Consider the following 25,837-nt stretch of genomic DNA (forward strand, 5'->3'; position numbering starts at 1 on the left):
GATGCAGCTTGTACAATGTGACCTTGAAAATTAAACAAAACTGTTACCAGTGTTAAGAAAATAGCCAGTGCTCTTTTCAAAATCCTGATCGACAATATTCGGTTTATTGCTTCCCGTCCCTGCAAAATAAATCCCCCCAAGTCATATATAGAAATATAGTATTAATATTCGTCATAATCCAACAAATTCCTTGATAAAAATTGTGCATTTTGTAATTTCCCCAAAAATTTTTATAATACATAGCTGCGCTTCGAGCTGTATTGGCTTTCTTGTTAAAGACGATAGTTGCGAGTATGATGTTAGTTTTTCTATCCGAACCCCCTTAAAAATCAGTCCTATATTTCCAAGTCAATATGATGTGTTTGCAGTGTTCGTGGTCAAAATGTGACCATGGAATTATTCAAGCATATGTTTCCTATGCGGGAACAACTCGATAGGTCACTCGATCACACAATTGAATCTGTGCATCAAACGAAAAAAAATGATATTATGTATGGTGGGTAAAGGACTTTGCTATCGCTTATTTGGTTTTTATATGATGCAACAAGAGGAGATAATATGAGTAACGAACAAAATTTTTGGCTAGACTTACCAAAGCCATTTTTTATATTAGCGCCAATGGAAGATGTCACAGATGTTGTATTTCGTCACGTCGTTAGTGAAGCTGCAAAACCCGACGTATTTTTCACAGAATTCACAAATACAGAAAGTTATTGTCACCCTGTAGGAAAAGACAGTGTCCGTGGTCGATTAACGTTTACAGAAGATGAGCAACCGATTGTCGCTCATATTTGGGGCAATAAACCTGCATTTTTTGAACAGATGAGTATGGATATGAAAAAACTTGGTTTTCGTGGTATTGATTTAAACATGGGCTGCCCCGTACAAAACGTCGCCTCCAATGGGAAAGGCGCGGGATTAATACAGCATCCTGAAGTTGCAGCAGAAATTATTCAAGCCGCAAAAGCAGGTGGATTGCCGGTTAGTGTTAAAACAAGATTGGGTTACCACGCTATTGACGAGTGGCGCGATTGGTTAGGACATATATTGAAGCAAGATATTGCGAATCTTTCCATTCACCTTCGTACCAAAAAAGAGATGAGTAAAGTAGCTGCGCACTGGGAACTAATCCCTGAAATAAAAAAATTACGCGATGAAATGGCTCCAAATACGTTGTTAACGATTAATGGAGATATTCCTGACCGCGCAACCGGATTAAAATTAGTAGAACAATACGGCGTCGATGGCGTCATGATAGGCCGCGGCATTTTCACCAATCCATTCGCTTTTGAAAAAGAACCTAAAGAGCATAGCGCGAAGGATTTTCTCCATTTACTTCTTTTACAGTTGGATCTTCACGATAAATATTCAAAAGAAATTCTGCCGCGTTCATTTAAACCGCTTCTTCGCTTTTTCAAAATCTATGTTCGTGGATTTAGAGGCGCAGGCGAACTAAGAAACCAATTAATGGATACCACATCAACAGATGAAGTACGTCGTTTAGTAAAAGCGGTTTTAGAGCAAGAATTAGATTGAAAGATTAAAAATAAGAGACCTCTCAAGAGTTCAATGAACTTAGGGAAGGTCTCTTATTTTGGATTGCCCACATTGCGGTGGCCCCGAGATAGCGCCGTTATTTTTTAAAGATTCTTTTAATATCAAAAAGCTACATATAAAAAAAGAGCTCAAATGCGAGCTCTTTTTATCTCATTGAACGATGTGGTGGTATTTAAAGATCACTGGTCCGTTCACAGTTCATTCCTGGAATGTAGACCCTATCCCAGGAACCGCCCTTTTCATGGGTTTTATTAACTAGATCAACAGCCGAATAATCTTCAAACTTTACCAATACATCTAAGATAAAATCCATAACTCTTATCCCACTTTCACTGGACAACACTTTCAGCATGGGAGCAGTTCCTGTCAGACCATTTGGCATATAGCATACTTCTCTTTCCATGTCAGCAATTTCGGTAGATCCATATTGCCGGTAACTTTGAAATATTTCTTCAACGACTGAATCCCATTGTTCAGAATCCGTGATTAATTTATGAATTCCGAATAGAAGAACATTTCACTCGCCCCTTTAATTTCACTAAGCCTTGATTCAGCATAAATCTGCAGCCATGATATGTAAGCACGTTTAGCCTTATGCTCGCTATGAGATTGTTCGTTCGCAGAAGAATCATTACTATCCCATATCTGTAACTCCCACGGGAAAGTAAAATTGCTGCCATAAATGTAAATATGGGTTCCATTGTATGAACCCTTACAAGAGTTTTTACACATTAATTTGTATCCTGAATCTGAGCGAAGCTGTTCACACATCTCATTCTTGAATCGACTAACAGAAAAGCAGCCTATTCCGGTGGGAATAGACTGCCCTGTACGATCTAAGATTACGGAGAGACCAGATCCAAGCTTGGCTCATACTTCTTCACGAACGTTTTAACTTCTCCTTGATTAGTGATTTCCTGATACATCACATAGATATTGTCTTGGCTATCTATAATAAGCTGTAAATAGTCTGGCATATCCCCAGAGATAGCAACTTCGCCCACAGGATGCCAACTGCCGTCGTATTTCATCACGGTCAGCCTGTTGCCGTTGGCTACATCATTATAGGCAATATACAGCGTACCTTTGCTATCAACTACCATAGGTATGCCCAATCCTCTACTCGATGTCTGTAAAGGATGGCTTATGCCTACAGGTTCCCAGTCAGGTACTGTATATTGTGTCAATCCAATTACATTGTTACCACTATAAGCGAAATAAAGCTCATTGTTCAAGCCAAATGCTATTGATGAACTTCCACCCCGTAAATCCCCAGATGAGTTATCATTGATGGCATCCTTCCAAGAGCCATCCTCATACTTCAACACCGTTTTTTCAGAAGTCCTAAAAAATAAATACGGGGTATTGTTTTTATCGAATGTGATATCTGGAGAATAGTAAGCACCTTTCGATAGATCTATACCACCACTAACGCTCACCCAATTTGTACCGTCATATTTCACCACCCCTTGAAGTCGATCTTCATAGCCGGCAGAAGAATATACGACATACGGATTGTTAGCACCGTCGAACGATATCTTTGGATTCTTCTTATTGACAAGCCCATTAGTAGGCGAGCCTATAGTATCCCATTTGAATCCATCATATTTTCTCACAACGGTATAATAATCAACGTAAAACCCATCATTAAGTGAATAAGTAATGTAAAGTGTGTCATTGCTGTCTATACCGATATCTACACCATAAACAGTTACATTGCTGCCACCACTATTGCCAATCTCTATCCATTCACCATTCTCGTACTTCTTCACGATGACAGAGCTTCCCTGCGCAAATGCTGCAAAAAGATTGCCTTGGCTATCTATTGCGTATTGTGGAGAGTATTCTTCTGTTGGGCTACCTATAGCTTGCCATGGTGACGGCACCCACTTTGCGTATAGCGTGATGTCTGCTGTCACTGGTGTCTCGAAGTCGTAAGGACTCGTCAAACTGCTATCGCTATACCAGCCGGCGAGCACATAACCTTCCAATCTCGGTGTATAATATACACCTGTAGGCTTCGAAACTTTGCCGCCAGTTGGCACTCTCCCCCCTCCTATACTCGATCCACCGTTACTGTCGAAAGTGAACGTGTAAGAACCAGTTATCCACTTCGCATACAACGTGATAGGACTCGTCACCGGTGTCTTGAAGTCATATACTTCAGTCAGATCGGCGTCGATGTACCAGCCCTCGAGTGCATAAGAATCTTTATTTGAATTTGGGATCGTAGCCGATTCACCATGTATAACAGACTGATTAGCTACTGCCGAACCACCGTTCGTTTCGAAGCTCACCGTATAGTTGACCGTCCACTTCGCATACAACGTAATATCGTTATACACATATGATGTTTTGAAATTATAAAGCTCCGTCAACGCAGGATCAATATACCAACCGCCGAACACATAACCGTCCCTCCCAGGATTGCTAGGTATATTTATTTTGTTGCCGTATATCACTTCAACACTATTAATATGCCCTCCGCCATTGTTATTAAAGCTCACCGTATAGGAATTTATCGTCCATTTGGCGTACAAGCTTATATTTCTCACCACAGGATCCGTGAAATTATAGGCTTTCGTTAGGGCGCTATCACTGAACCAACCAGCAAACGTATGACCCTCCCGTGTAAACCCTTCAGGTACTATAGCCATGTCTCCCGCTCCTACAGTCTGGCTAGGTACTGGTGTACCGCCCCTCTCGTTGAAAACTACTGTATAACTGCGTCTAGACCAACTCGCATACAACGTAAGTTCACCCGTTTCCACCCGTGTCGAGAAGATGTAGGCTTTCGTTAGGGCGCTATCACTGAACCAACCAACGAACGAATAGCCTTCCCGTGTTGGGCTTGTAGGTACTCTAACAATTGATCCTTTTTGCACCGTTTGTCCAGGCACTGATGTGCCGCCATTACTGTCGAAGGTCACCGTTAAACTATCTTGCTGTTTCTTAATCCATTTCGCATACAAAGTAATATCATCTGTTACGATCGCTGTCTTAAAGTTGTAGGCGCTCGTTAGAGCATTATCACTGTACCAACCGTCAAACACATAACCTTCCTGCGTTGGATTTTCAGGTGCCATAACCACGGCTCCTTCTTCTACAGTTTGGTTAGGCAATGATGTGCCGCCATTACTGTCAAAGCTTACCGTGTAACTTTTCAGCTGTTTCTTATTCCATTTTGCGTACAACGTCATATCACCGGTTACCACCGCTGTCGTAAAATCGTAGCCGTTCGTTAGAGCGTTATCTCTATACCAACCAGCGAACTCATAACCTTCCCGCGTCGGGTCTGTAGGTATGCTAACCACAGCTCCCTTTTTTACCGTCTGGTCAGGCACCGATGTACCGCCACTACTGTCGAAACTTACCGTATAACTAAGTTCATTCCATTTTGCATACAACGTAAAATTACCTGATACCACCGCTGTCGCAAAATCATACGCATTCGTAAGGGTTATGTCTCTGTACCAACCACCGAACACATAATCTTCCCGCGTCGGTGCAGTAGGTATAATCACCTTATCGCCATAGCCCAATGTCTGATCCGCAACCTCCTGTGAAGCACCGTTAACATTGAAGCTTACCGTATAGTTGTTACCCGTCCATTGTGCGGTAAATTCAACATTCTGATTGGGCATCGTTTGTGGTGGTGCAGGCAACCATCCTGCGAATGTATATCCCTCCCTAATTGGAGTACCTAAACGTAGCGACGTAGTCGCTCCATATGGTACGTCAACTGCACTAGTGTCCATGCCTGCGCCATTGTAATCAATCGTCATCTTATAAGTGCTGCGCTTGTAGAATACCTTCAGAGTTGTTGTACCGTCACCTGCTATTTTGCTTTTAAGTACAGTTCCCGGATTGCTGTAATCAATCGTAAAGTTTTCATAGGACTTAGGTTGAATTGTCATTAGATCCACTTCGGTGCCAGTTGTACCGCGATAAGATTCTGTATCTACCACCGTATAAGTATTGCTTGAAATATTTTGATGTAAATGCACGACTTGGTAAGATGTATCCTCCCTTGCTATCCACTTTGCGGTATAGGTTGTATCTGAAGTTGGCATAGTGCTAGGAACCTCCGGTGTCCATCCGGCAAACGTATATCCCAACCTCGTTGGTATTGATGGTATACGTGCGGCAATGTTCTTGCCGAATTGCTCCGTTACCTTGATGCTCTGGGAACCTGTGTAGCCAAAATTGAAACTCATCGTACGATTCGCTGGAGCGTAATACAATCTAGCGACCGTCGAACCATCTCCCTTGATATACACCCCGCTTACCGAACTATTCCTGTAGCCTTGATCCTTAAACTTATCGGATGTTATCCTAATCTCTGCTTCTGTAGTCCCGGTCAATGCTTCCGTATAAACAGGCGAAGACGCTGTTCCTGTATTCGGATCAATCAAATAATGCTCAACAGTATAAGCTGTATTTGTATTCGCAATCCATTGCGCATACAAATTGCGATCCTCTGCAGGCATTTGGCTTGGTATCGTCACCTTCGTACCGCCAGAAGCCTCAGTGTACCATCCATTAAAGGTGTATCCCGGTTTGATCGGAGTTTTTACACTAATCTTCGCATTATAAGCGGCAGCGATAACTTCGGTCATTTCTCCATTCTGTGGATCCAATTGGAACGTATAGTCACCCGCTTTGGAAAGCCAGATTAACGGAATGGTACGCTTGAGCGGTTCATAATTGAACGTAAGCGGTGAACCCTTCCATGTAATGACTAAGTTGCCCGTGCTTACTGGAATACTCGTATCGACTACACTTATCGACCGGCGTTCTTTGTAATAGTAGAAGTTCGGATTATCTATCTGAACATCAAATTTCGTAGGATCAATCGAAAACTTTAAATGCTCGAGATATGTCTCTTCACTTGTATCCCCTGTTTTCAAATCGAGCAAGCTCATCGTTACTAGCTTCGTAGGTAAATAGAGAGATGAAGCCTTTCCTGCTAATGTAATTCCGAGTTTATCATCCTGCGGATAGGAGAAGTCGAAAACATTAGTTTGCTCCCCTACTGTATACAGCGGCCATGTATTCTCATACACGGGCACACTGCCCGAAATAGCCCCATCGCCCAATTGTGCTCCTACTTCGACTTCCAAGTATAGACCAATCTCTACATATAGAGCACCAGATGACTGGGTGGACTGTACCCCGTTCATATTTTTCAATTGATAGTAGAAATATCCCCATAAGTTCACATATGCGCCGGGTTCTACAGAAATTCCAATGCTATTCCAATCAACGCTACCAAGCCCTGCTTGTAGCTCCAGATGAATACCCGCCCGTAATCCGAGTGTACCCATGACATAGAATGTAAACTGATAATCACCGTCACCTGGCAGACTTACCGTGCTAGTATTACCATTGAGACTTAGCACACGTAACGTAACCGAGTAGCGCTTAGCAGTCTTGTAGAAGAAGTCTGTCCCTATCGTTAGATTAACCTTTGCTTTGACAACGAATTTTGCTTCAAATTTGATTTCTATAAGTCCCAATACTACGCGCATGCTTTTCTCAAGAAGTGTCTTCTCGATTAAAGTAACCCAATCTGTATCGTTCTCCAGCATCTCTTGATATTTAGCCTTCAGTGTCGCCGAATCTACTCCCGTATCCTGCACACCATCAAGCAACGCTTGAATCTCTTTTGCAATGTTCAATACCTTGCCTAGTCGACCAGCATTCTTCTCTCCAAGCCAATCGTCCAGCGCATCACCCAACTTATCATGTTCAACGGTAGCAATCTCTGCAGTGATATTGATCCCGGTGTAGGTGCGAGCATCCAAATTAGCAGTAATAACATAATCATCTATGCTATACCAATAAGGGATGCCCCACAATGTAAGCCAATGTCCTTGCAGGTCTCCATTGATGCCGAGATCCAAGCTGATCTCCTCAATGAATGTTCCGGTCATATGGATAACAAGGTCACTCTCTTCATGAATCCTAATTACAATGTCGGCCCCTACCTGAAGCTTAGCGCTAACTCCAGATGTTCGACCAGCAATGTTCTTAAGTGTCGTACCGAGTGAAGCAACGACAGTCAAATTCTCTACTTTGATTTTTTCCACGCTACGAAGCTTCTCTGGTGAAATCCCCCGTGCTTGTGCCTTGAAGGTGTCTGTTTCCATCGATAGGGTGGATAGATACTTCGCAGCTTGATCGACGAATCCGCTATCTATCGCTTGCCGCTCAATTTGTTCTTCTAACTTCGCAATATCCTCATCTGACAGCAATTGATCACCGTCAATTGCTTGGTGTTGATAAATATTAAAGGCCTGCTCTATGTCCTGCATAGTAGCATCGGTATACTCGATAATATCCATCTCTGCCACAGGCGTAATACTCGTGATCCGCCCATAATGAGTTACTTTAGAACCTTCTTGAGCAAACTCACCCTCATAGAATCCAATAAAATCGCCCACATCAACGGTCGTAAGATCACTTAAGCCGAATGGCTCATATTGGCTATCGCTATAGTTCATCGCAACATGTTCTATCGTAATGGAGTTATTACTTGGGTCCCCATCCGTATCCGCTTCTTCACTCACTGGCAAAACATCTGGTCTGAACAATACCTGCTTGGCATCCGCGTGGTCATAGGTATAGATGTTGCCTTCCATCTTGGTAATCTGTATATAGGCAACGTCACCGTCGTCGATACCACTGGTAGTTACCGTGCGTTGATCAGGTCGAATCCCTTCGTAGATGGCAACGATATTGCCAACTTGAACCTCGGTGCTTCCTACATACTTGAAAGTGCCGCTGCCCGTATTCGCCTCGGCAAGAGCAGTTTCGTTATTACCTACCGTGGCAGTTACTACCGAAATTGCAGGCGAATCCACATTCTCGCCATTCAGTTTCATATCCGTGACATCCTCGAAGGATAAATAGACCATATTCGGATTCAACGGAATATCCATAGCTTCTTGTTTGGCAACACTGAACACATAGATGCTCGTTGTCACATCTTGACCTTGGAAGGATAGATTGTCGTTCATCAACGTAAGTTGATAAGTGTGACCTTCTTCAAATCTACCGTCTTCAGCGGCAGACACTACATGGAAAGTACCCTTCATACCAATGACGCTAATTCCCGTAGAATCAGGGTCCGCTGTATCGACAAACGTCATCCCTGCCTTTACTTCCTCTGCTGTCAAATTACCGGATACATCGTTTACATTAATGGTAAAACCCGGCGCAACATCCAGCACCGAATAACTGGGAATACTCTGTACAGCATTACTCACATTATCAATATACTTCGCATACAACTTCGAATCAGCAGTAACGCTACTGCCTTCCGCGAAGATAAGTGACAAATCACTGTCCCTAAACCATCCTTGGAAAATAAATCCTTCCTTTGTCGGTACAGGCAACTTATTTAGCGTTTTCCCTTTCTGTACCGTCTGAGCAGTCACTGCCGACCCGCCGTTGCTCTCGAACGTCAGCGTATGTAAAGTGTCATTCGTATTACCGTTGCCACCGTTGTTATTGCCGCTGTTGCCGCCACCAGCACCAATTTTACTGCTAGGTTCAGGTGTTGGTGCTAGTGTTGGTGTTGTCGTCGGTTGATTTTGGTCTTGCCACTCCTTCACAATCGCGTCACTACGCATGAAGGTAGCAGCTGCTTCCGCACGAGTTGCTTGGGCATGCGGGTTGAAGTTACCATTTTTATCGCCGACGAACAAGCCTGCTTGCCACAGTTTGACAATAGCATCGGCTGCCCAAGATGATGCACTCGCAAGATCTGCTGGTGCTGTGGTTATGGAATTACTAGTTTGATAGGGAATTTGATAGTGTTCAAAATAACGTAAAGTCATCGTCGACATCTGTTCCCTAGTTATTGTGGTATCTGCAGAAAAGTTCTGGTTGCCCGTACCAACAGTAATCCCTGTCTTAACTGCCCACTCCACATACGGTGCATACCACGCCCCCGTCTGCACATCGGCAAAAGTCGAGACAGGATACTCCCTTACATCCACACCTGCCATTCTTCCTAGTGCTGTCACATACATGGCACGAGTCATCGTTCCATGAGGCGAGAAAGTATCCTCACCCGTTCCGTTAAATAATCCATTCTGCTGGACATAGACTACCTCATCGTAGAACCAATCCGTTAAACTAACATCTTGAAATTCGAGCGTTCGATTCATATTTTGAAAACTACTGGTTTCTGATGCTGCCACCTGATGCACTGGCAACAAGCTCACTACCAGGCTGATGGCAATTAACAATGCAAGTAGACGCGATTTTAATTTCCATGCCTGTTTAATTACTTGTTTCATCCCTTTTTATCCTCTCTATTCGTAGTTTTGAATCTCTTTCGTTGCCGTGCTGGCACGCTTATTATCAAGCTCAAAGACGGTATCCCACTGACCGCTTCGTCATTACAAATGCATCGTCCCCCGGCTTCAGTTATACTTACTTACCTTCCTTACATAACAACTAAAATTGCGACAGTAAATGCGAAAATCCTATCATTTTCGCCCTCTCATCCTACCATGATTGATAGAATCATCGGTGAATTACAAAGAAAACTTTAAACTTGTAACCATTTTTTTCCATGAGTATAGTTTAATGGAGACCCCCGGCATTTTCTGCGGATTACTTGTCATTCCCTTATCAATCACTAAACGCATCTATCTTCACATCAACTTTCAGTAGCTTTATTTTCTTAGCAGGACTTCCCTTCATTACCTCGCACTCCACCATGCAACCACTTCATGTTCTACACAATAGTTAATGAACTCACCTAACATTGTCTGATCATTTCTGATGTTCACTTTCGTAGTATTCTTAAACCGACTGTCATCCAGAAAATCCTTATAAGCAAATTTAAACAACAAAAAAAACCACTCCCTAATAGAATTATTAAGAAGTGGTTTTTGTTTGATTTATTATTTATAACTGTGACTGCTTCACAAGTCGTGGTCATTACAACCTCAATTTATGAAGCAAAATGCTGGGATGATATAAAGCTGAAAGGCTCGGAAGCCTTGTCAGTTCTACCGCATGGAGCGTTTTTCAGCCCCATCGGCGATGAAATCTACCGCTTAAGCGCGGTCGCTCATTATCGAATTACTTCGATAATGATTTCATTACATCATGCCGCCCATTCCACCCATACCGCCCATGTCAGGCATGCCGCCGCCAGCGCCTTTTGGTTCAGGCTTGTCAGCAACAACGGCTTCAGTTGTCAGGAACATAGCTGCAACGGAAGCTGCGTTTTGCAGCGCGGAGCGTGTAACTTTGGCAGGGTCAACGATACCTGCCTCGAACATGTTAACCCATGTTCCAGTAGCAGCGTTGTAGCCAATGCCGATTTCTTCATTTTTCAAGCGCTCAACGATAACCGAACCTTCTTGGCCAGCATTCGCAGCAATTGTGCGAAGCGGCTCTTCAAGGGAACGAAGAACGATGTTAACGCCTGTTTGCTCGTCGCCTTCTGCATTAACAGCAGCAACTGCTTTATATACGTTAATTAGAGCTGTACCACCACCGGATACGATACCTTCTTCAACCGCTGCGCGAGTCGAGTTCAGGGCATCTTCGATGCGAAGCTTGCGCTCTTTCAATTCTGTTTCAGTAGCAGCACCGACTTTGATAACCGCTACGCCGCCGGACAATTTAGCCAGACGCTCTTGCAGTTTCTCGCGGTCGAAGTCGGAAGTTGTTTCTTCCAGCTGCGTACGGATTTGGCTTACACGAGCCGCGATGTCAGAAGCGTCGCCGCTGCCGTCAATCACGATTGTGTTTTCTTTTGTTACGCGTACTTGACGAGCAGAACCCAGTTGCTCAACCGTAGTCGATTTCAGCTCAAGGCCCAGTTCCTCAGTGATCACTTGACCACCAGTAAGTGCCGCGATATCTTGCAGCATCGCTTTACGACGGTCGCCGAAGCCTGGTGCTTTAACAGCCACGCAAGTGAATGTACCGCGCAGTTTGTTCACAACCAGAGTTGCGTTCGCTTCGCCTTCTACATCTTCTGCAATGATCAGAAGCTGTTTGCCGGATTGAACGACTTTCTCAAGCACAGGAAGAATTTCCTGAATGTTTGTAATTTTTTTGTCAGTGATCAGGATATACGGGTTATCCAGAACAGCTTCCATTTTGTCTGTGTCAGTAACCATGTAGTGGGAGATGTATCCACGGTCGAATTGCATACCTTCAACCACTTCAAGCTCCGTTACAAAGCCTTTGGACTCCTCAACGGTAATAACGCCGTCGTTGCCCACTTTTTCCATAGCTTCTGCAATCAGTTGGCCAACTTCATCGTCAGCGGAAGAAATAGCCGCAACTTGAGCGATGGATTGTTTGCCTTCGATTGGTTTAGCGATGTTTTGCAGCTCTTCCACTGCAGCTTTAACCGCTTTTTCAATACCTTTGCGGATAACCATTGGGTTAGCGCCAGCTGTTACGTTTTTCAGACCTTCGCGAATCATCGCTTGAGCCAAAACAGTAGCTGTAGTTGTACCGTCACCGGCAACATCATTTGTTTTTGTTGCTACTTCTTTAACAAGCTGTGCACCCATGTTCTCGAATGCATCTTCCAGCTCGATTTCTTTCGCGATGGATACACCATCGTTCGTGATCAACGGGCTGCCGAATTTTTTCTCCAGCACGACGTTGCGGCCTTTAGGTCCGAGTGTAACTTTTACAGCATTTGCAAGTGCATCAACACCACGCAGCATTGCGCGGCGAGCGTCTTCGCTAAATTTAATATCCTTTGCCATTAACATTTACCTCCCGAAAATATATTCATATAAGTATGCTTAACGGCCTGCGCCGTTTCGTTTAAGTCCAGTCAAGCTGTATGTGAGCAGCCTATTCAAAGATCGCGTGAATGTCGCTTTCTTTCATAATCAAATACTCTTTGCCGTCGTATTTGACTTCTGTTCCCGCATATTTGGAGAAAAGGACGCGATCGCCTTCTTTAACTTCAAGCGCTACGCGAACTCCGTCTTTCAGCGCGCCGCTGCCAACAGCCACCACTTTACCTTCTTGCGGTTTTTCCTTAGCCGAATCTGGCAAAACGATACCGCTTGCAGTCGTTTCTTCTTTCGCGATCGCTTCTACTAATACACGTTCACCCAAAGGTCTGATCATTGAAAATAGCCTCCTTTAAAAATTTGTCGCTTATTTTTGTTAGCACTCATGAGCATGAAGTGCTAACAATCATGTTTATCATACTTTTTTTCGTTATTAATTTCAAGTGCTTGGGAATGATTTTTGCAGGAAATTTACATACCATTGGCAAAAAGACCGTTTTATGAAGCCTTCTGCTTCATCTCATGCAGTGCGAGCGCAGCCCCTCATCCATTGTTGCCGAGCTTGCTCCAAGGTAAACGGTCTTCTGTGAAAGTTTGAGGCACGGCTGAAGCTTATCATTTCTTGGATATGCGGGTTCGAAAAAGCAGCAAAATAAGAGAAGGCCAACCTGTTCAGTACAGCCGCGCCTCACTGCTTACTCCTGCTGCTAATAGCACGTACTCTTCTCTTACTCTCGCAGCCTATTACGACTGCAACCCTTTCAATGCCTGATCCATTGAAAAAACAGCCCCTGACCACGCTTTGCGCGCTGTCCAATCCTCAGGCTCGCCGCTCCAAAAGGGATGCTCAGCGGCAAGTCCCAGCGGGAGAAACACAGCCGCGCATAAATACAAGCTGCCTGTGGAAATATAATGCTCGCCAATGTCTGGCTGGCTGCCGCAAAAGCCGATGGTCAGCCATCCATCCTCTGTAAATGTGCCGGGCACAGACAAGCTGCGCCGAATAACCGCGGTCAATGCGCAGCGTGCCTGTGCCGGAGAAACGCTGCCGGGAAGCTCGCCGAGCAGCGCGCTTTGCGCCAAGCTTTGCATGGCGCCGCAGCGGTAGGCAAGCGAGCGGCCCAGCGGGGGAAAGGTGCCTTCAGGAGAAATAAGCCGCTCCTGCACCTCTGCCCAGCGCCTTGCTCTCTCCTTGATGCTCGCCTGCATGGCATCCCAATCTTCATAGCAGCCATGAACGGCTGCCACGATGTCAACGAGCATGGGCTGGATTACAAAGCTGTTGTAATAGTCGAAATGGAACGATGGCCCATCGCCATAGGCTCCGTCACCAACATACCACTGCTCATGCTGCTTGAGCGCATAATCAATACGCATCGGGTCCCAATCGCTTTCACCCATGCGGTACAACGCTGCTTCAATAATCGCAGAGAAAAGCAGCCAGTTCATGGCGAATGGCTTGCGCGAGCGGGTTAGTTTGAAAGCTTGGACAACATGCTTCTGCACCTTGGCATCCAGCTTATCCCAAAGCTCCGTCGGCGCACGCAAAATCGCCTGCGCCAGAAACGCCGCATCGACAATCGGCTGAAAGCCTTCGGCGAAATTCATATAATCAGGAGATTCCGGGTCGCAGCCAGCAGCAATCGCAGCACGTGACAGCTCCGCATATTGCTGGCGCAGCCGCTCCTCCGCTTCGTCTGCCCCGCCGCTGCCTTCAAGCCAAGGCGCTATTCCACATAAGAGACGGCCCAGCGCCTCCAGATGGGTCACATCAGAGCGATCCTGTCCCGCAGCAGCCTGCACAGGCATCGTTTTTTTCAGCTCCCGAGCCGCTAGCAGGCGCAGCACAGGCTCGGCTACACGGCATAACTCGCTCACCCAATACTTTCGTTCCTCCGCTAACTGCACTCTCTCGCCTGAATCTGTACCTTTTTCCCCAATCAACGGCCGTTCGCCCCTTTCTGTTCCCTATCTATGCTAATCGAATAGCGATCTACTTCCGCCAAATGCTCGACCTACGACCAGAAGCTATCGTAGCCGCGCAGCTTGGACAGGCCCTCTGTAAAGAAATAATCGCCGTAGATGAGCGGGACGTCGAGATTTTTGCGTTCCGGGTAGTGGCTCGTGCCATGCAAAACCAGCCCTTCCTCCTCTGCATCGTCCGCCCATGCGCCATAGTTCTCGTACAGCGATTTCAAAATCCGCTCCCCCGCACTGCGATACAAGTCACGCTCGACCTCTGGCACTACGTCCGCAATCGCCAGCAAGCCGCAAGCCGCGCATGCGCCCGCCGATGAATCACGGTACGTCTCCACGCCTTCCGGTATCCGGAAATCCCAATGCGGCACGGAATCCTCAGGTAAATTCGCCAGAAAAAAATGGGCCGTGCGCTTCGCCGCATCCAAATACCGCTGCTCGCCGCTATGGGCGTAGCTGAGCGCCATGCCATAAATCGCCCAGGATGCGCCCCGCGACCATGCCGATTCGGCTGCAAATCCTTGCCCGCCATGCTTCGCAGCTACTTCGCCACTTTGCGGATCAAACTCTACAATATGATAGACCGAGCCATCCGGCCGAATAAATTGCTCCAGTACCGTATCGGCATGCGCCATCGCCAAATGCTTGTAGCGCGGGTCCTCCGTCGTGCGCGAAGCCCAGTAGAGCAGCGGCAAATTCATCATACAGTCGATAATAGCCAGTCCATCATTGCGCTCGCCTTCCCGCCAAGGGTTCCATGCCCGAATATAGCGGCCCTGAATATTGAAGCGGCCGCTTAGCAGGTTCGCTGCAAGCAGTGCCCGCCGCCGCGAATCCTCCTCCCCCAGCAGCTTATAGCGTGCCACACTAGTAAGCGTCCACATGAAGCCGATATCATGGTCAAGCCGGTCATAGCCCATGATGACCTCGTCGAGCTTAAGCTCACAGGCTTCGGCAAGCTCCTTGTAGCGCTCCGTGCACGAATGTTCATCTTGATAGAGCAGCCATAGCAGTCCTGGCCAAAATCCCGCCGTCCACCAATGCGCCGACTCCAGCACATAAGTCCCGTTCACGCTTGCATGTGGAAATTGCGCACCGATTCGGCCGCTAGTCCGTCCAATCTTCTGATTCACCTTGTCCCAAGCTTCATTCACCCAGTCTTGCTGCTTCTGCCCCTTCTCCTGCCCTGTCATTGCTTCGCTCTCCTTTTGTTTGGCGCATTAATCTCGTGCTCTTAGCTATTCCAGCCTATGGCTCAAAGCGAAAAACAAACTCCTCTTCCACGGCCGCAGCTCCCGCCTGCAAATGATGAAAATCCAGCGTGTACCATTGCCGTTCACGCCCAAAATGATCCATATCGCTCCGCTGCGTCACCACTGGCTTCCACTGCTGCGCATCAAACGCAATCGTCAGCCTCTTGCGTCCCTGCAAGACCACGACACCATCGGCCTCCCGGGCCTCCGGCATCTGCCGTGCAACGAAGCGCTCGATAATCTCGCGCTCGCCGTCCACTTCCTCCCGAAACCGATATCGGCTTCGGATCGTCAGCACAGGCAGCGCGCCCTTCTTGTTCCACTCGAAGCGCCGCCCCAGCCCTGCAAGGCCCGCTTCCTCGCCGTACGCGGCCTGCAGCTCAAGCTCCAGCACGTCAAGCTCCGCGCTGGTCGCCGCCTGCACAACCACGGCGCGCGCGTCCGCGCCCTCGCGCTGGCGCGCGCCGCCAATGATCGGCACGGAATGTCCGTGCGAGCCGTTGCACCAAAGCGCATACCGCTGCGGGCCAAAATAGTCCGCCGTATACTCCCCGCTGCCCAAATCCGCCATGTAGGCTTCTCCGTCCGCATGAAGTACAAACTGCCCAACATCATTATGATTGTGCGGCTCTGCGTTATGTCCGCCTTTGGCGGCAAAACTATATGCAGCTCCATCCTCCGCGACATAACGGGACAGCAGCCACTGTACATTTTCCAAATAATGCGACTCTGTCGGCCATAAGGCAGCATCAGCATACTTCACAATCTGGCCCGCAGTGCTTGCGCCATCACCTTGCAGTCCTTCCTGCAATCCATCTTCCTGATCCTCTTCCCGAGTCTCTTGCCGGGCTCCTTGCTCCGGCCCATCCCCTGAGCCTCGTCCCGCTTCCTCCCACCAAAGCAAATTCCGCAACGCAGGCGCCCACCTTGCGCAATGATCCCCTGTATAAGCGTCGCGCAAGCTCGCATGCGGCATTGCCACAGAAGGAAACTCCTGATGCAAATAGCAGCTCAGCCCCATGAAGATACCGCTTTCAGGAGGAGCATCGGAAAAATTCACAATGCTGCGTCCACCTGTAAAGCACTTCTGCTGGAACATTGCGATTTCCTGCACTTTTGGGCTGCGAAATAAATCAACGGCTCCATCCGTTGCCGCCTTAAGCAGCTGTGCAAAATAAACATAAAAGCCAAAGCCATATTGCCAATACGAATACCCTTCCGCACACGCTCCATCCTCGCCATAGCCGTCCAAATAGCAATCCATCGCAGCTAGCGTGCGGGAAATCACGGCCTCCAGCCGTTCGAGATCGTCCATCAAATGCAATGCTGCCGCGCCAATCGACCCGGCACATACCGCCGCCCAATTATGCTCCGCGCTCTCCCAAAAATAAGGCCCCTCTGTCAAAAATGGCTGAAACAGCCGCTTTTCCACTTCCTCACGAATACGCAGGTGCACTTCCTCTGGCAGCCGCAAGCCAAGTAGCGCGCTTATTTCGCTGAGTGCGAAGCCAGTCTCCGCAGCGAATAAATCAATGGGCGTCTGCTGTTCTGCCCCACCGACATGCGCGGGCAGACACCACGTCCGCTCCTCGCAGATCGACCAAAGCGAAGCCTGCAGCGCCTCCAAATATGACGGCTCCTCAGGCTCAATCAGCGCCATAAGTGCAAATGAATTCAACCGCCGCCTTTTTTGAAAATAAACCCGCTCATACGGCAGCCGCTCTCCCGTCTCCTTGTACATGCGAAACAGGGCTTCGCTCAGCTCCGGCTCAATGCTCGCCAATTGGCGCTGTGCCTCGGCGCGAATCTCCTCGACTAACGGACGCTGCACCGCAGCTTTGCGCAGCTTGTCATACCATTCATCGCCTAGCTGTCCCGCAGACAGCGGCTCTCCATTCAATAACAGCGCCAGCCCGCTTCGACGCTCTGCTGGCAAATACAGCTGTCCCAAGAAACGCTCCGCAAAGCGCTTTTCCAGTAGGAATTGCTCTTGCTCTTGCTCTTGCTCTTGCTCTTGCTCTTGCTGCTTCATAAATTCCGCTCCTCTCCCCATGCTTCCACAGCCTTACGATTGTTCTAAGTTCCCAATTCGTTTCTATCTGTGCTCTATATGCTCTCTATCCATGCTCTATCCATGCTCTATCCATGCTCTACCCATGCTCTATCCATTTCCAAGCTGTTCCCTTTCCGTCCCCCTACACCTCAAGCATCTTTCCATCTCGGCTTAAGACAACGAACCCTACCTTGGCATCGCTTACAATCGCTTTTGCCCTCTCCGATATTCCACAGGCGTCACACCTGTACACGACTTAAACAGCTTTATAAAATAGCTCTGGTTATCGTAGCCCAGCGTCTCGCATATTTTGCCTATGGGCGAGCCCGTTTGATCGAGCAGCTCTTTGGCTCGATGCATTTTCATCCGTATTACATATTCGATAAAGGTCTCGCCCATTTCCTTCTTGAACAGGCGGCTAAAATAGCTGGAGTTCATAAACAGCTGGTCGGCGACCTCGTCGAGACTGATTTTTTTGTCCAAATGCTGCGAAACGTATTCGCAAGCGTCGATCACCTCGGCCCGCTTGCTGCCGCTGACGCCATTTTCGGAAGCGGTTATCGCTGACAAGCAGTGGGCAATTAGCCACTCTTGCAGCTCGGCAAGGTTGCCCAGCTCCCACACCTCATGGTGGCTGACGTCAATCGAGCTTGCTGAGCGGGTATGCTGCATCAATTGAAGCTTGAGCTTTACATCCAGCAGCAGCTTAAACACCCAATCCTTCACCTGCTCGGGCGGCAGCCTCCGCTGCTCCGCGAGCGACAGCCACTGGCACACCAGCTCCTCTGCCGCCTCGCGCTTATGGCCCAGCAGCGCCTCCCGCAGCAGCTCGGCCGCCTCGCCAAACCTTTCCAGCAGCGGATTGTCGCTGCCTGCCTTTGCGGGCTGCGCCGCCTTACCGGCGCACGCCTTCCCAATAGAGCCTGGCGCGCGATAAAAGCGCGCCTCCGCCCCGGAAAGCAGCTCTGCCAGCGCTTCCCGCAAGCGCAATGGATCGCCCGCGCTATCGCCGATCAGAAAAGACATCGTCAGCTTCAGCGAGCTTCTGAGCGTCCGCTGCACTTCCGCCAGCAGCAGCTTCACCTCGTCGAAGCCGTTTATTTTCAGCCCCTGCGGACATACCTGCATGATGAAGGATTCCTGTGGACTGTACACAAAATGCGCAGCGGGGCGAATGTGCTCCCTGCTTGCCATCACCTCGCGGGTGACATTGTCCACCACAAAACGCAGCACCTCTTCGGAGCGAAAACGCTGCAGCGCCCGCGGATAATCGTCGATGATGCCGAGCACGGGAATGACAAGCTCGCCAGCTCCGAATGGCAGGCCGAATGCCCCCAGCTCCTGCTGCCATTTGACGGGATCCAGCATCGGCTGATGAAGCGTCGCCCTAATAAACTGCTCCTTCAGCAGCGCCTTGTTGCGATCGACCAAATGCTCCTTGCGGAGCTGCTCCATATGCAAATCCTTCGTCTCATTAAGCTCCTCCTGAAATTGCAGCAGCAGCTTGCGAATATCCGAAGGATCAAGCGTATCCTTGAGCAAATAATCCTGTACTTGCAGCTTGAGCGCCTGCTGCGCATAACGAAACTCATCGTGGCAGGACAGCACGGCTACGCGCAGCTCCGGTTTGCGCTCCTTCAGCCGGCGTATCAGCTCCAGCCCGTCCATGCGGGGCATCCCGATATCTGTAATCAGAATATCTGGCATTTCCTCCAGCGCCGCTGCCAGCGCAACCTCGCCATTCTCATGCATGCCTAGCAGCTGAAAGCCCAGCTCCTCCCACTCAATGGCAAAAGCCAGCAGATCCAGCACCGGATAATCATCATCAACCAGCATCACCTTAACCATCAGAATCCACCACCTGCTTCGGAATGTACAGCGTAATGACTGTGCCCTGCCCGATATCGCTGTCTATCGTCATCTGGAAGCGTTCGCCGTAGGTTATGCCCATCCGTTCGTATACATTTACAAGCCCGATGCCCGAGAACTTGCCTGGCAAGACGGCTGCATCACCATCCTCTTCAGCTGCCGCTTCCTGCTCAAGCTTTTCTAAAGAGCTCGCGCCAAGCTTATGTCGCAGCCGTTCGAGCTTTCCCTTCTCAATGCCTTCGCCGCTGTCGCTCACCGTTATTTGATAGCCACCCTCTGCTTCGCTTGCGCTAATCGTCATTAAGCCGGCCTGCTGACTGAGACCATGAATAAGCGCATTTTCAATAATCGGCTGCAGACAGAAACGCGGGACAAGTGCTGTTAAGCTCAGAGGCGACAGGTCAAGCGTGAGCTCCGCCTTCTCTTTTTGCCGCATATTCATCAGCCTCACATAATCGATTGCGAGATCGACCTCCTCATGAAGCGGGATGACGCCTTTATCCTGGCTAATGGTCATCCGCAGCAGCTTGGACAGCGAGCTGATCATTTCCGCGCTTTCCGAATCCCCTTTGCGCAGCACCTTCATCCGGATCGAATTCAGCACATTAAACAGAAAATGCGGATTGATCTGCGCCTGGAGCATCGCAAGCTCCGCCTTGCGCTTTCGCACCTGCGTCTTCGTAATTTCGCCAATCGTCTCCTTCACCTTATCGAGCATTAAATCGAAGGATTGGCCCAAATAGCCGATCTCATCCTCCCCGCGAATGCCCGAGCGCACCTCCAAATTACCGCGCTGCACCGTCTCCGCTACCCGCCCCAGACGAACGAGCGGCCGTGTAAATTTCCCCAGCAAATAAAGCAGCAGCACCATAAACAAGCAGAAAGATGCGAGCTGGAACATAAAAACGCGTTTGAAAATGACATTCAGCTTAAAAACAGCGCGGTCATAAGGAGTAAGCGACACCAGCTTCCAGCCCGTAAGCGAATTTGTATGCCAGGCCATTAAATAATCCTCTTTTTCGATTTGCAAAATATGCGGGTCGGCCTGCTCGCTCGCAAGCGTTGCGTAAGGAAAAATTTCGCCCACACGATTAGCGTCGGGATGGGATAAAATCTGGTCCTCGCTGCCGAGCAGCATCGTTTCCTGCTCCAGCTCGATTTTTCTAAAAATATCGCTCACCTTGTTTTCCAGTATCGTCACAATGACGTAGCCGTAGGGATTCACACTATCCCCACGCAAAGCCCGGGCAATAGAGAGCTGATAGGGGCTGCGAATTTTATCGCTGTCAAACACCGTCGGCGTAGCCCCCGGCCAAAACGATTGCAGCCCGGACAGCCCATTTAATTGCGCGAACCAAGGCTCCTCGCGAAACAAGCCGGGATCGTATTCATCAAACGAATAATTGGCAAAATTCGTCCCGTCCTTCAGTAAAATCGTCACAAAAGCCTTATCGCCGACGACGGTCATATTTTCAATTTTATTCATAATCTTCATGCGGTCGAGGTAGCGGTCATATTCCGCGCTTGCGCCTTCATAGGTTTTGCCTGAAGCAATCGCTTTCATAATCCGGTTCATTTCCGAGTCCAGCTGTACGTTGTTGGCGATATAAAACATATAATTAAACAGATTCGACACATAACCGTCCACCAGCTCCAGCTTTTGCTGCGATTGCGTGACCGCCTCCTGCTTCATCGCATCCTTCGTCAGCATATTGTAGACGGCGAGCGTGATTAAAGCGGGGAGGAGCAGACAGACGACGGCCGCTACCATCAACCGATAGCGAAATGACCTCAGCCGCAGCAGCGACAGCCATTGACTAGACACAACCCCACCCCTTTTTCGTATTTCTTTCAAGTGTAACGGAAACGCACCATTTCCGCGTCGTTTTCCCTTAAGATTTTTTCTATATCGATTGGACTAGAGCATATAAGTTCGGGAAGCTTCCGTCGATCAGCTTTGACCCTAAGATGAAGCTGTTTAAATGGAAATGGCCTTGTGTCGGACAGTGAGGCCGTTATTTGTGAGCAAAACAAGCTTTGGCCGTGCTCGCGGACTCAGAAGCCGCTATATGTGCTGCATAACATGAAATGAGCCTAGCTTGAGGGATATAACGGCCTCACGGTCCGCAGCGATGTGAAAAAGGACGAAAATGGGAAAATAGGGACTTTACTGTCCGCGAGCAACGCAAAGAGCGCCATTGTATAAAGAACGCCACTATTGATTTTCTACGGTTTCAGGCAAAAAGAAGTGCAGCAACAGCTCTGCACTTCTCCCTTTGCTTTTACCCGTGTGGCAAGCAAAAACGACTTCGTCGTCCTTCTGGGACGAGCGAAGAGCTTTGCCGGAGAATTCTAAGCGGATATAAGGATGAAACTTATACATGCTTAGAATTCAAGCGTAAACGGCTGCCGCCGTCCTCTGGCGGTAAAGCTAACGTTTCGCAGTGAAATAGAAGCGGAGTATAAGGGGGAAACTTATACATGCTTATATTTTGAAAAAGTCTGCGTAGCAATAAGATTGGGCTGGAGAAGCGATAGGCATTACGACGAAATAACTTCCGCTAAATTACCGGCAAACATCACAAAACCACTGATGTTTGCCGGTAAAAGCGGGAACTAATTTCCTCGTAAGCCTTTAGCGCTCGCTTTTATCGTCAAATTCCTACCCTTCCCCTTGCTATAAGCATAGGAAATTTGACGATAACGGCGATCGGAAGCCAATCTTTTGAGCAGCAGACTTTCTTCCACCACACATAGCTACTGCTACTTTTTGTTCGAATCAATCACCTGCTGCACACGCTCCTGCAAAGCGGCAATCGTCTGATCAATATCCTGCTGATCAAAGATCAGCTTCTCATACTCCTCATTGATCACTTTATAAATTTCAGATTGATACGTAACAGGCGGAATGATTTTGGACGATTTGGCGTTTTTCAGCACCGACAGCAGCGACTGCTTGTCGACCTTCTCCGGATTTGCCGTACCGCTCAAAATCGTATCAATAATCGTTTCCAGCTGGGAATCGTCAATGCCATTCCAGGACGGAACATTTTTACCTTGAGCGATCTGTCCTTCGGTCGTATACCAGCGAACAAATTGGTACGCTGCATCCTTATGCTTAGAGGAAGCCGCAACCGACACATAATCCGTCGTCACCATCGTGTAGCCGCCTTCGTCTGCCGCTGCATTTTTCGGAATCGGAGCGACCGCCACCTCGAAGTTAAGCGGGAACTGCTCGGTTCCGCCAAGCTCCGTGTTCATCCAGCTACCAATCATGACCATGCTGACTGCCTGATTGAAAAACTGGTTGCGGTAATGCAGCTTCTGCGAAATCATATCGGTGTAAGGGGATGCCGACTTGTCCTGCTTCTCCATCTGCACACGCAGCTCCAGCGTTTTGCGCATGAGCGGATTATCCAGATTGGACGTGCCATCCGCCTTCAAAAACTCGGTATTATCCGGCTGATTCGCCAGCGCCAGCTTCAGAAACTCCATCCAGCCGCCATTTTGCGGACCATGGAAATACGTGCCGTAATGCTTCGATGCCCCGTCGCCTGTCGTAAGCGTCTTCGCATAGCTCATAAAGTCATCCCATGTCCATTCGGTTGGCACCTCTAGCCCCGCAGCGGCCAGCTGCGTCTTGTTCAGCAGCACATACCATGGGTTAAACTTGCCTGGCAGCGCATAATATTTGCCGTCCAGCATCGTATCGACCTTGTACTCCTCATTAACCTTAAAGCCTTCTTTAGCAATAAAATCATCAATTGGAGCAACCATGCCCAGACCAACGCGCTGCGCATAGCCAGCAGGATCACTGAACATGATGACATCCATCTGCTCATTGGAGGATGCGGCAAGATCCAGCTTTTGAATCGCCTCCTGCGTATCGCCCTTCTCGCTCAATACGACGACATCAACCTTGATGTTTGGATTTTTCTCCTCAAATGCCGCAATCGTCTGCTTCCAATTATAGCTCGCCTCGTTGCCGAACGTATGCAGCTTAATCGTAACCTCTTCATCAGCCGCCTGCGCCGGACTTTCCGTGCCGCTGCTCGCTGCTGGCGAAGCCGCTGCCCCTCCGCTATTTGCGTTTCCGCCTGATGAGCAGCCAGCCGCCACCATCATAATCGACATCAGCATAAGCGATAACCATTTCATTTTTCTAAACATGCAAACCCTCCTCCTCAAAAATAAAAAATAACGATAGCTGTCTGAAATATGTTTGTATGCGCTTTCTATCTATCGTTATTGTAGCAATGCGGCTGCCCGCTCCTATACTACAATATTGACTACATTTACGACTATTTTGACTTCCCCTAGGAGCCTGCTTGGGGTAGGCATCACTGCTGCCTGTCCTGCAACTGACCCTACTACCCCTTTACGCCGCCCATTGCAATGCCCTCGATGACGCTTTTTTGTCCAATGACGAAAATGATCAGCAGCGGCACGATGGACGATACGGCAGCCGCCATAATGAGCGAATAAAACTCGCCGTTAATGGTTGTAAACTTTTGCATCGCCAATTGTATCGTATACAGGCTGTCTGTGCGCAGGAAGATCAGCGGATTCTGATAGTCATTCCAAGTCCAAATGAAGCGCAAAATCGCATACGTTGCAACGGCGGGACGTACGAGCGGAAACGCAATTTGCATAAATATCCGGCCATGCCCCGCCCCGTCGATTTTCGCCGATTCAATATATTCATTATGAACGCCCATAAAAAATTGGCGCAGCATGAAGGTGCCAAGCACGCTGAAGCTGCCGAGCAGAATAAGTCCCACATGGCTGTCGAAAAAACCAATCGAGCGATACAAAATAAACTGCGGCACTAAAATCGCCTGCTGCGGGATCATATAAGTAGCCAGTACGATAAGAAACAAATATTTACCTGCTGCAAACTGGATTTTGGAGAAGCCATAAGCAGCAAGCGCGGATACAATGCACGATAGTATCGTCGTAACTACTGTAATTTTAATGGAATTCAAATAGTATTTATAGAACGGAAATTGCCCATTCCACACTTCCTTGTAATTTTCGATGACATGCCACGTTTTCGGTATCCACTGGATCGGATAGGTGAATACGTCCGCCTCGATTTTAAAGGAAGTAGACAGCATCCAGACGAAGGGCAGCAGGAACAAAATGCTCATCCCCATCATTATCACCGTGAAAATCGATTTACGGACCGTATTTATCGTTTTTTGGTTCATTCTCTTCTTGCCTCCCTTATAGTATTGCTTTTAATAATTCACCCACTTCTTCTGGCCAACCCATTGCAAAAGGGTGATGAGCAGCACACAGGCGAACAGAACGACCGCCATCGATGAGGCGTAGCCGATTTTCAGATTGACGAACGCCGTATCGTATAAATACCAGACGATCATGCTAGTCGAGGAAAGTGGCCCGCCCTTGGTCAAAATCGCAATTAAATCAAACACCTTGAACGTCGAGATAATGCCCGTTACAAGCAGGAAGAAGGAGGTTGACGACAGCTGCGGGAACGTAATGCTTTTGAATTTCACCCAAGCGTTTGCCCCATCAATATCGGCCGCCTCATACAAATCCCGCGGAATCGATTGAAGTCCAGCAATATACACGATCATATTAAAGCCGATAGCCGTCCAAACGGTAATCATCATGAGCGACGGAAGCGCGTATTTCGGATCAGCAATCCATTTGGGTGGATTTTCAATACCGAGCGCCATAAGCAACTGATTAACCGGCCCCGCTGACGGGTGAAAAAGCACCTGCCAGACGATAGCTACCGCTACAATGCTGGAAATGTACGGCATGAAATAAGCAACCTTGAAATAGCTTTTCAAATACACATGCTTGTCGATCATAATCGCGAGAAACATCGAAACTGCCAAATAGGCGGGAACAGTCAGCAGAAAGTACGCATTATTTTTAAGCGATTTAAGAAATGCTGCATCCTTCGCCAGCCGCTCAAAATTATCGAAGCCGACCCATTTCAGGCCATCAAAGCCAGCAATAAAATTCCAGTCTGCCAGCGACAGCCCAAAGGTTGCGAGTATCGGCAGCAGCGTCAGCACCGTCACTCCTATCAGCATCGGGCCTACGAACAGAAAACCCGCGAGCGTTTCTTTTCGCTGGATCGCGCCGCTTGACCGCCTCGCCGCCAGCTGCCGTTTGCCTGAATGCTTCTGCTTGGCCGTTGTTTTTTGTAGCGGATTCATGAGCCTTCACCTCGATCTATAATGGATACCTTTATCATAGAAAAAAAGCCGTTCGCGCTGTGACGGTATTTTGCCAACCTATATCATTATTTTGACTTTATCGCAGGCAAGCTTACGCAGCTGGCAAGCAAAAAAGCG

At 48.2% G+C, this 25,837-nt stretch carries 13 protein-coding genes; 1 reads left to right on the plus strand and 12 read right to left on the minus strand.

Annotated features, from left to right (window positions below):
* The first annotated feature begins 558 nt into the window (after window positions 1–558).
* On the plus strand, window positions 559–1,536 hold the full coding sequence (locus ACSR9A_RS06410; RefSeq protein ID WP_341279370.1) for a tRNA dihydrouridine synthase: 978 nt from the start codon (window positions 559–561) through the stop codon (window positions 1,534–1,536).
* 193 nt (window positions 1,537–1,729) lie between these two features.
* On the opposite strand, the gene ACSR9A_RS06415 is transcribed toward ACSR9A_RS06410, so the two are convergent.
* The 12 genes from ACSR9A_RS06415 to ACSR9A_RS06470 all read right to left on the minus strand — a co-directional run bounded on the left by ACSR9A_RS06415 (window position 1,730) and on the right by ACSR9A_RS06470 (window position 25,699).
* A complete protein-coding gene (locus tag ACSR9A_RS06415) occupies window positions 1,730–1,939 on the minus strand; it encodes a hypothetical protein (protein WP_473756245.1) in 210 nt (69 codons plus the stop codon).
* Between the two features lie 460 nt (window positions 1,940–2,399).
* On the minus strand, window positions 2,400–9,866 hold the full coding sequence (locus tag ACSR9A_RS06420) for an InlB B-repeat-containing protein (RefSeq protein WP_473756246.1): 7,467 nt from the start codon (window positions 9,864–9,866) through the stop codon (window positions 2,400–2,402).
* Window positions 9,867–10,679: 813 nt separating this feature from the next.
* On the minus strand, window positions 10,680–12,314 hold the full coding sequence (groL, locus tag ACSR9A_RS06425; protein ID WP_473756247.1) for a chaperonin GroEL: 1,635 nt from the start codon (window positions 12,312–12,314) through the stop codon (window positions 10,680–10,682).
* Window positions 12,315–12,405: 91 nt separating this feature from the next.
* Window positions 12,406–12,687 carry a co-chaperone GroES gene (groES, locus tag ACSR9A_RS06430; protein ID WP_046229112.1) on the minus strand — a complete coding sequence of 94 codons (282 nt, stop codon included), beginning with the start codon at window positions 12,685–12,687 and terminating at the stop codon, window positions 12,406–12,408.
* A 407-nt stretch (window positions 12,688–13,094) separates the two neighbouring features.
* Window positions 13,095–14,294, minus strand: a complete 1,200-nt coding sequence (locus tag ACSR9A_RS06435) for a DUF2264 domain-containing protein (protein WP_473756248.1) — start codon at window positions 14,292–14,294, stop codon at window positions 13,095–13,097.
* Window positions 14,295–14,365: 71 nt separating this feature from the next.
* Window positions 14,366–15,520, minus strand: a complete 1,155-nt coding sequence (locus tag ACSR9A_RS06440) for a glycoside hydrolase family 88 protein (RefSeq protein ID WP_473756249.1) — start codon at window positions 15,518–15,520, stop codon at window positions 14,366–14,368.
* Window positions 15,521–15,575: 55 nt separating this feature from the next.
* A complete protein-coding gene (locus ACSR9A_RS06445) occupies window positions 15,576–17,612 on the minus strand; it encodes a hypothetical protein (RefSeq protein ID WP_473756250.1) in 2,037 nt (678 codons plus the stop codon).
* Window positions 17,613–17,834: 222 nt separating this feature from the next.
* Window positions 17,835–19,481, minus strand: coding sequence for a response regulator transcription factor (locus ACSR9A_RS06450; RefSeq protein ID WP_473756251.1), 1,647 nt, complete (start codon window positions 19,479–19,481; stop codon window positions 17,835–17,837).
* The gene (locus tag ACSR9A_RS06455) at window positions 19,474–21,327 is read right to left on the minus strand and encodes a cache domain-containing sensor histidine kinase (protein ID WP_473756252.1); all 1,854 of its coding nucleotides are present in this window, start codon (window positions 21,325–21,327) and stop codon (window positions 19,474–19,476) included. Before ACSR9A_RS06455 ends, ACSR9A_RS06450 begins: the two co-directional genes overlap by 8 nt.
* A 938-nt stretch (window positions 21,328–22,265) precedes the next feature.
* Window positions 22,266–23,672, minus strand: coding sequence for an ABC transporter substrate-binding protein (locus ACSR9A_RS06460; protein ID WP_473756253.1), 1,407 nt, complete (start codon window positions 23,670–23,672; stop codon window positions 22,266–22,268).
* 200 nt (window positions 23,673–23,872) lie between these two features.
* Complete coding sequence (locus ACSR9A_RS06465) at window positions 23,873–24,712, minus strand: carbohydrate ABC transporter permease (RefSeq protein ID WP_473756254.1); 840 nt, start codon at window positions 24,710–24,712, stop codon at window positions 23,873–23,875.
* Window positions 24,713–24,742: 30 nt separating this feature from the next.
* Window positions 24,743–25,699 carry a carbohydrate ABC transporter permease gene (locus ACSR9A_RS06470; protein ID WP_473756255.1) on the minus strand — a complete coding sequence of 319 codons (957 nt, stop codon included), beginning with the start codon at window positions 25,697–25,699 and terminating at the stop codon, window positions 24,743–24,745.
* Window positions 25,700–25,837: the final 138 nt, after the last annotated feature.

The sequence above is a fragment of the Paenibacillus sp. R-74696 genome, from assembly GCF_055814915.1.

What these genes read in the sequence shown, in the direction of transcription:
- ACSR9A_RS06410 (WP_341279370.1), top strand. Translation starts at nt 559, where the DNA reads ATGAGTAACGAACAAAATTTTTGGCTAGACTTACCAAAGCCATTTTTT.
- ACSR9A_RS06415 (WP_473756245.1), bottom strand. Translation starts at nt 1,939, where the DNA reads ATGCCAAATGGTCTGACAGGAACTGCTCCCATGCTGAAAGTGTTGTCC.
- ACSR9A_RS06420 (WP_473756246.1), bottom strand. Translation starts at nt 9,866, where the DNA reads ATGAAACAAGTAATTAAACAGGCATGGAAATTAAAATCGCGTCTACTT.
- groL (WP_473756247.1), bottom strand. Translation starts at nt 12,314, where the DNA reads ATGGCAAAGGATATTAAATTTAGCGAAGACGCTCGCCGCGCAATGCTG.
- groES (WP_046229112.1), bottom strand. Translation starts at nt 12,687, where the DNA reads ATGATCAGACCTTTGGGTGAACGTGTATTAGTAGAAGCGATCGCGAAA.
- ACSR9A_RS06440 (WP_473756249.1), bottom strand. Translation starts at nt 15,520, where the DNA reads ATGACAGGGCAGGAGAAGGGGCAGAAGCAGCAAGACTGGGTGAATGAA.
- ACSR9A_RS06445 (WP_473756250.1), bottom strand. Translation starts at nt 17,612, where the DNA reads ATGAAGCAGCAAGAGCAAGAGCAAGAGCAAGAGCAAGAGCAAGAGCAA.
- ACSR9A_RS06450 (WP_473756251.1), bottom strand. Translation starts at nt 19,481, where the DNA reads ATGGTTAAGGTGATGCTGGTTGATGATGATTATCCGGTGCTGGATCTG.
- ACSR9A_RS06460 (WP_473756253.1), bottom strand. Translation starts at nt 23,672, where the DNA reads ATGTTTAGAAAAATGAAATGGTTATCGCTTATGCTGATGTCGATTATG.
- ACSR9A_RS06465 (WP_473756254.1), bottom strand. Translation starts at nt 24,712, where the DNA reads ATGAACCAAAAAACGATAAATACGGTCCGTAAATCGATTTTCACGGTG.
- ACSR9A_RS06470 (WP_473756255.1), bottom strand. Translation starts at nt 25,699, where the DNA reads ATGAATCCGCTACAAAAAACAACGGCCAAGCAGAAGCATTCAGGCAAA.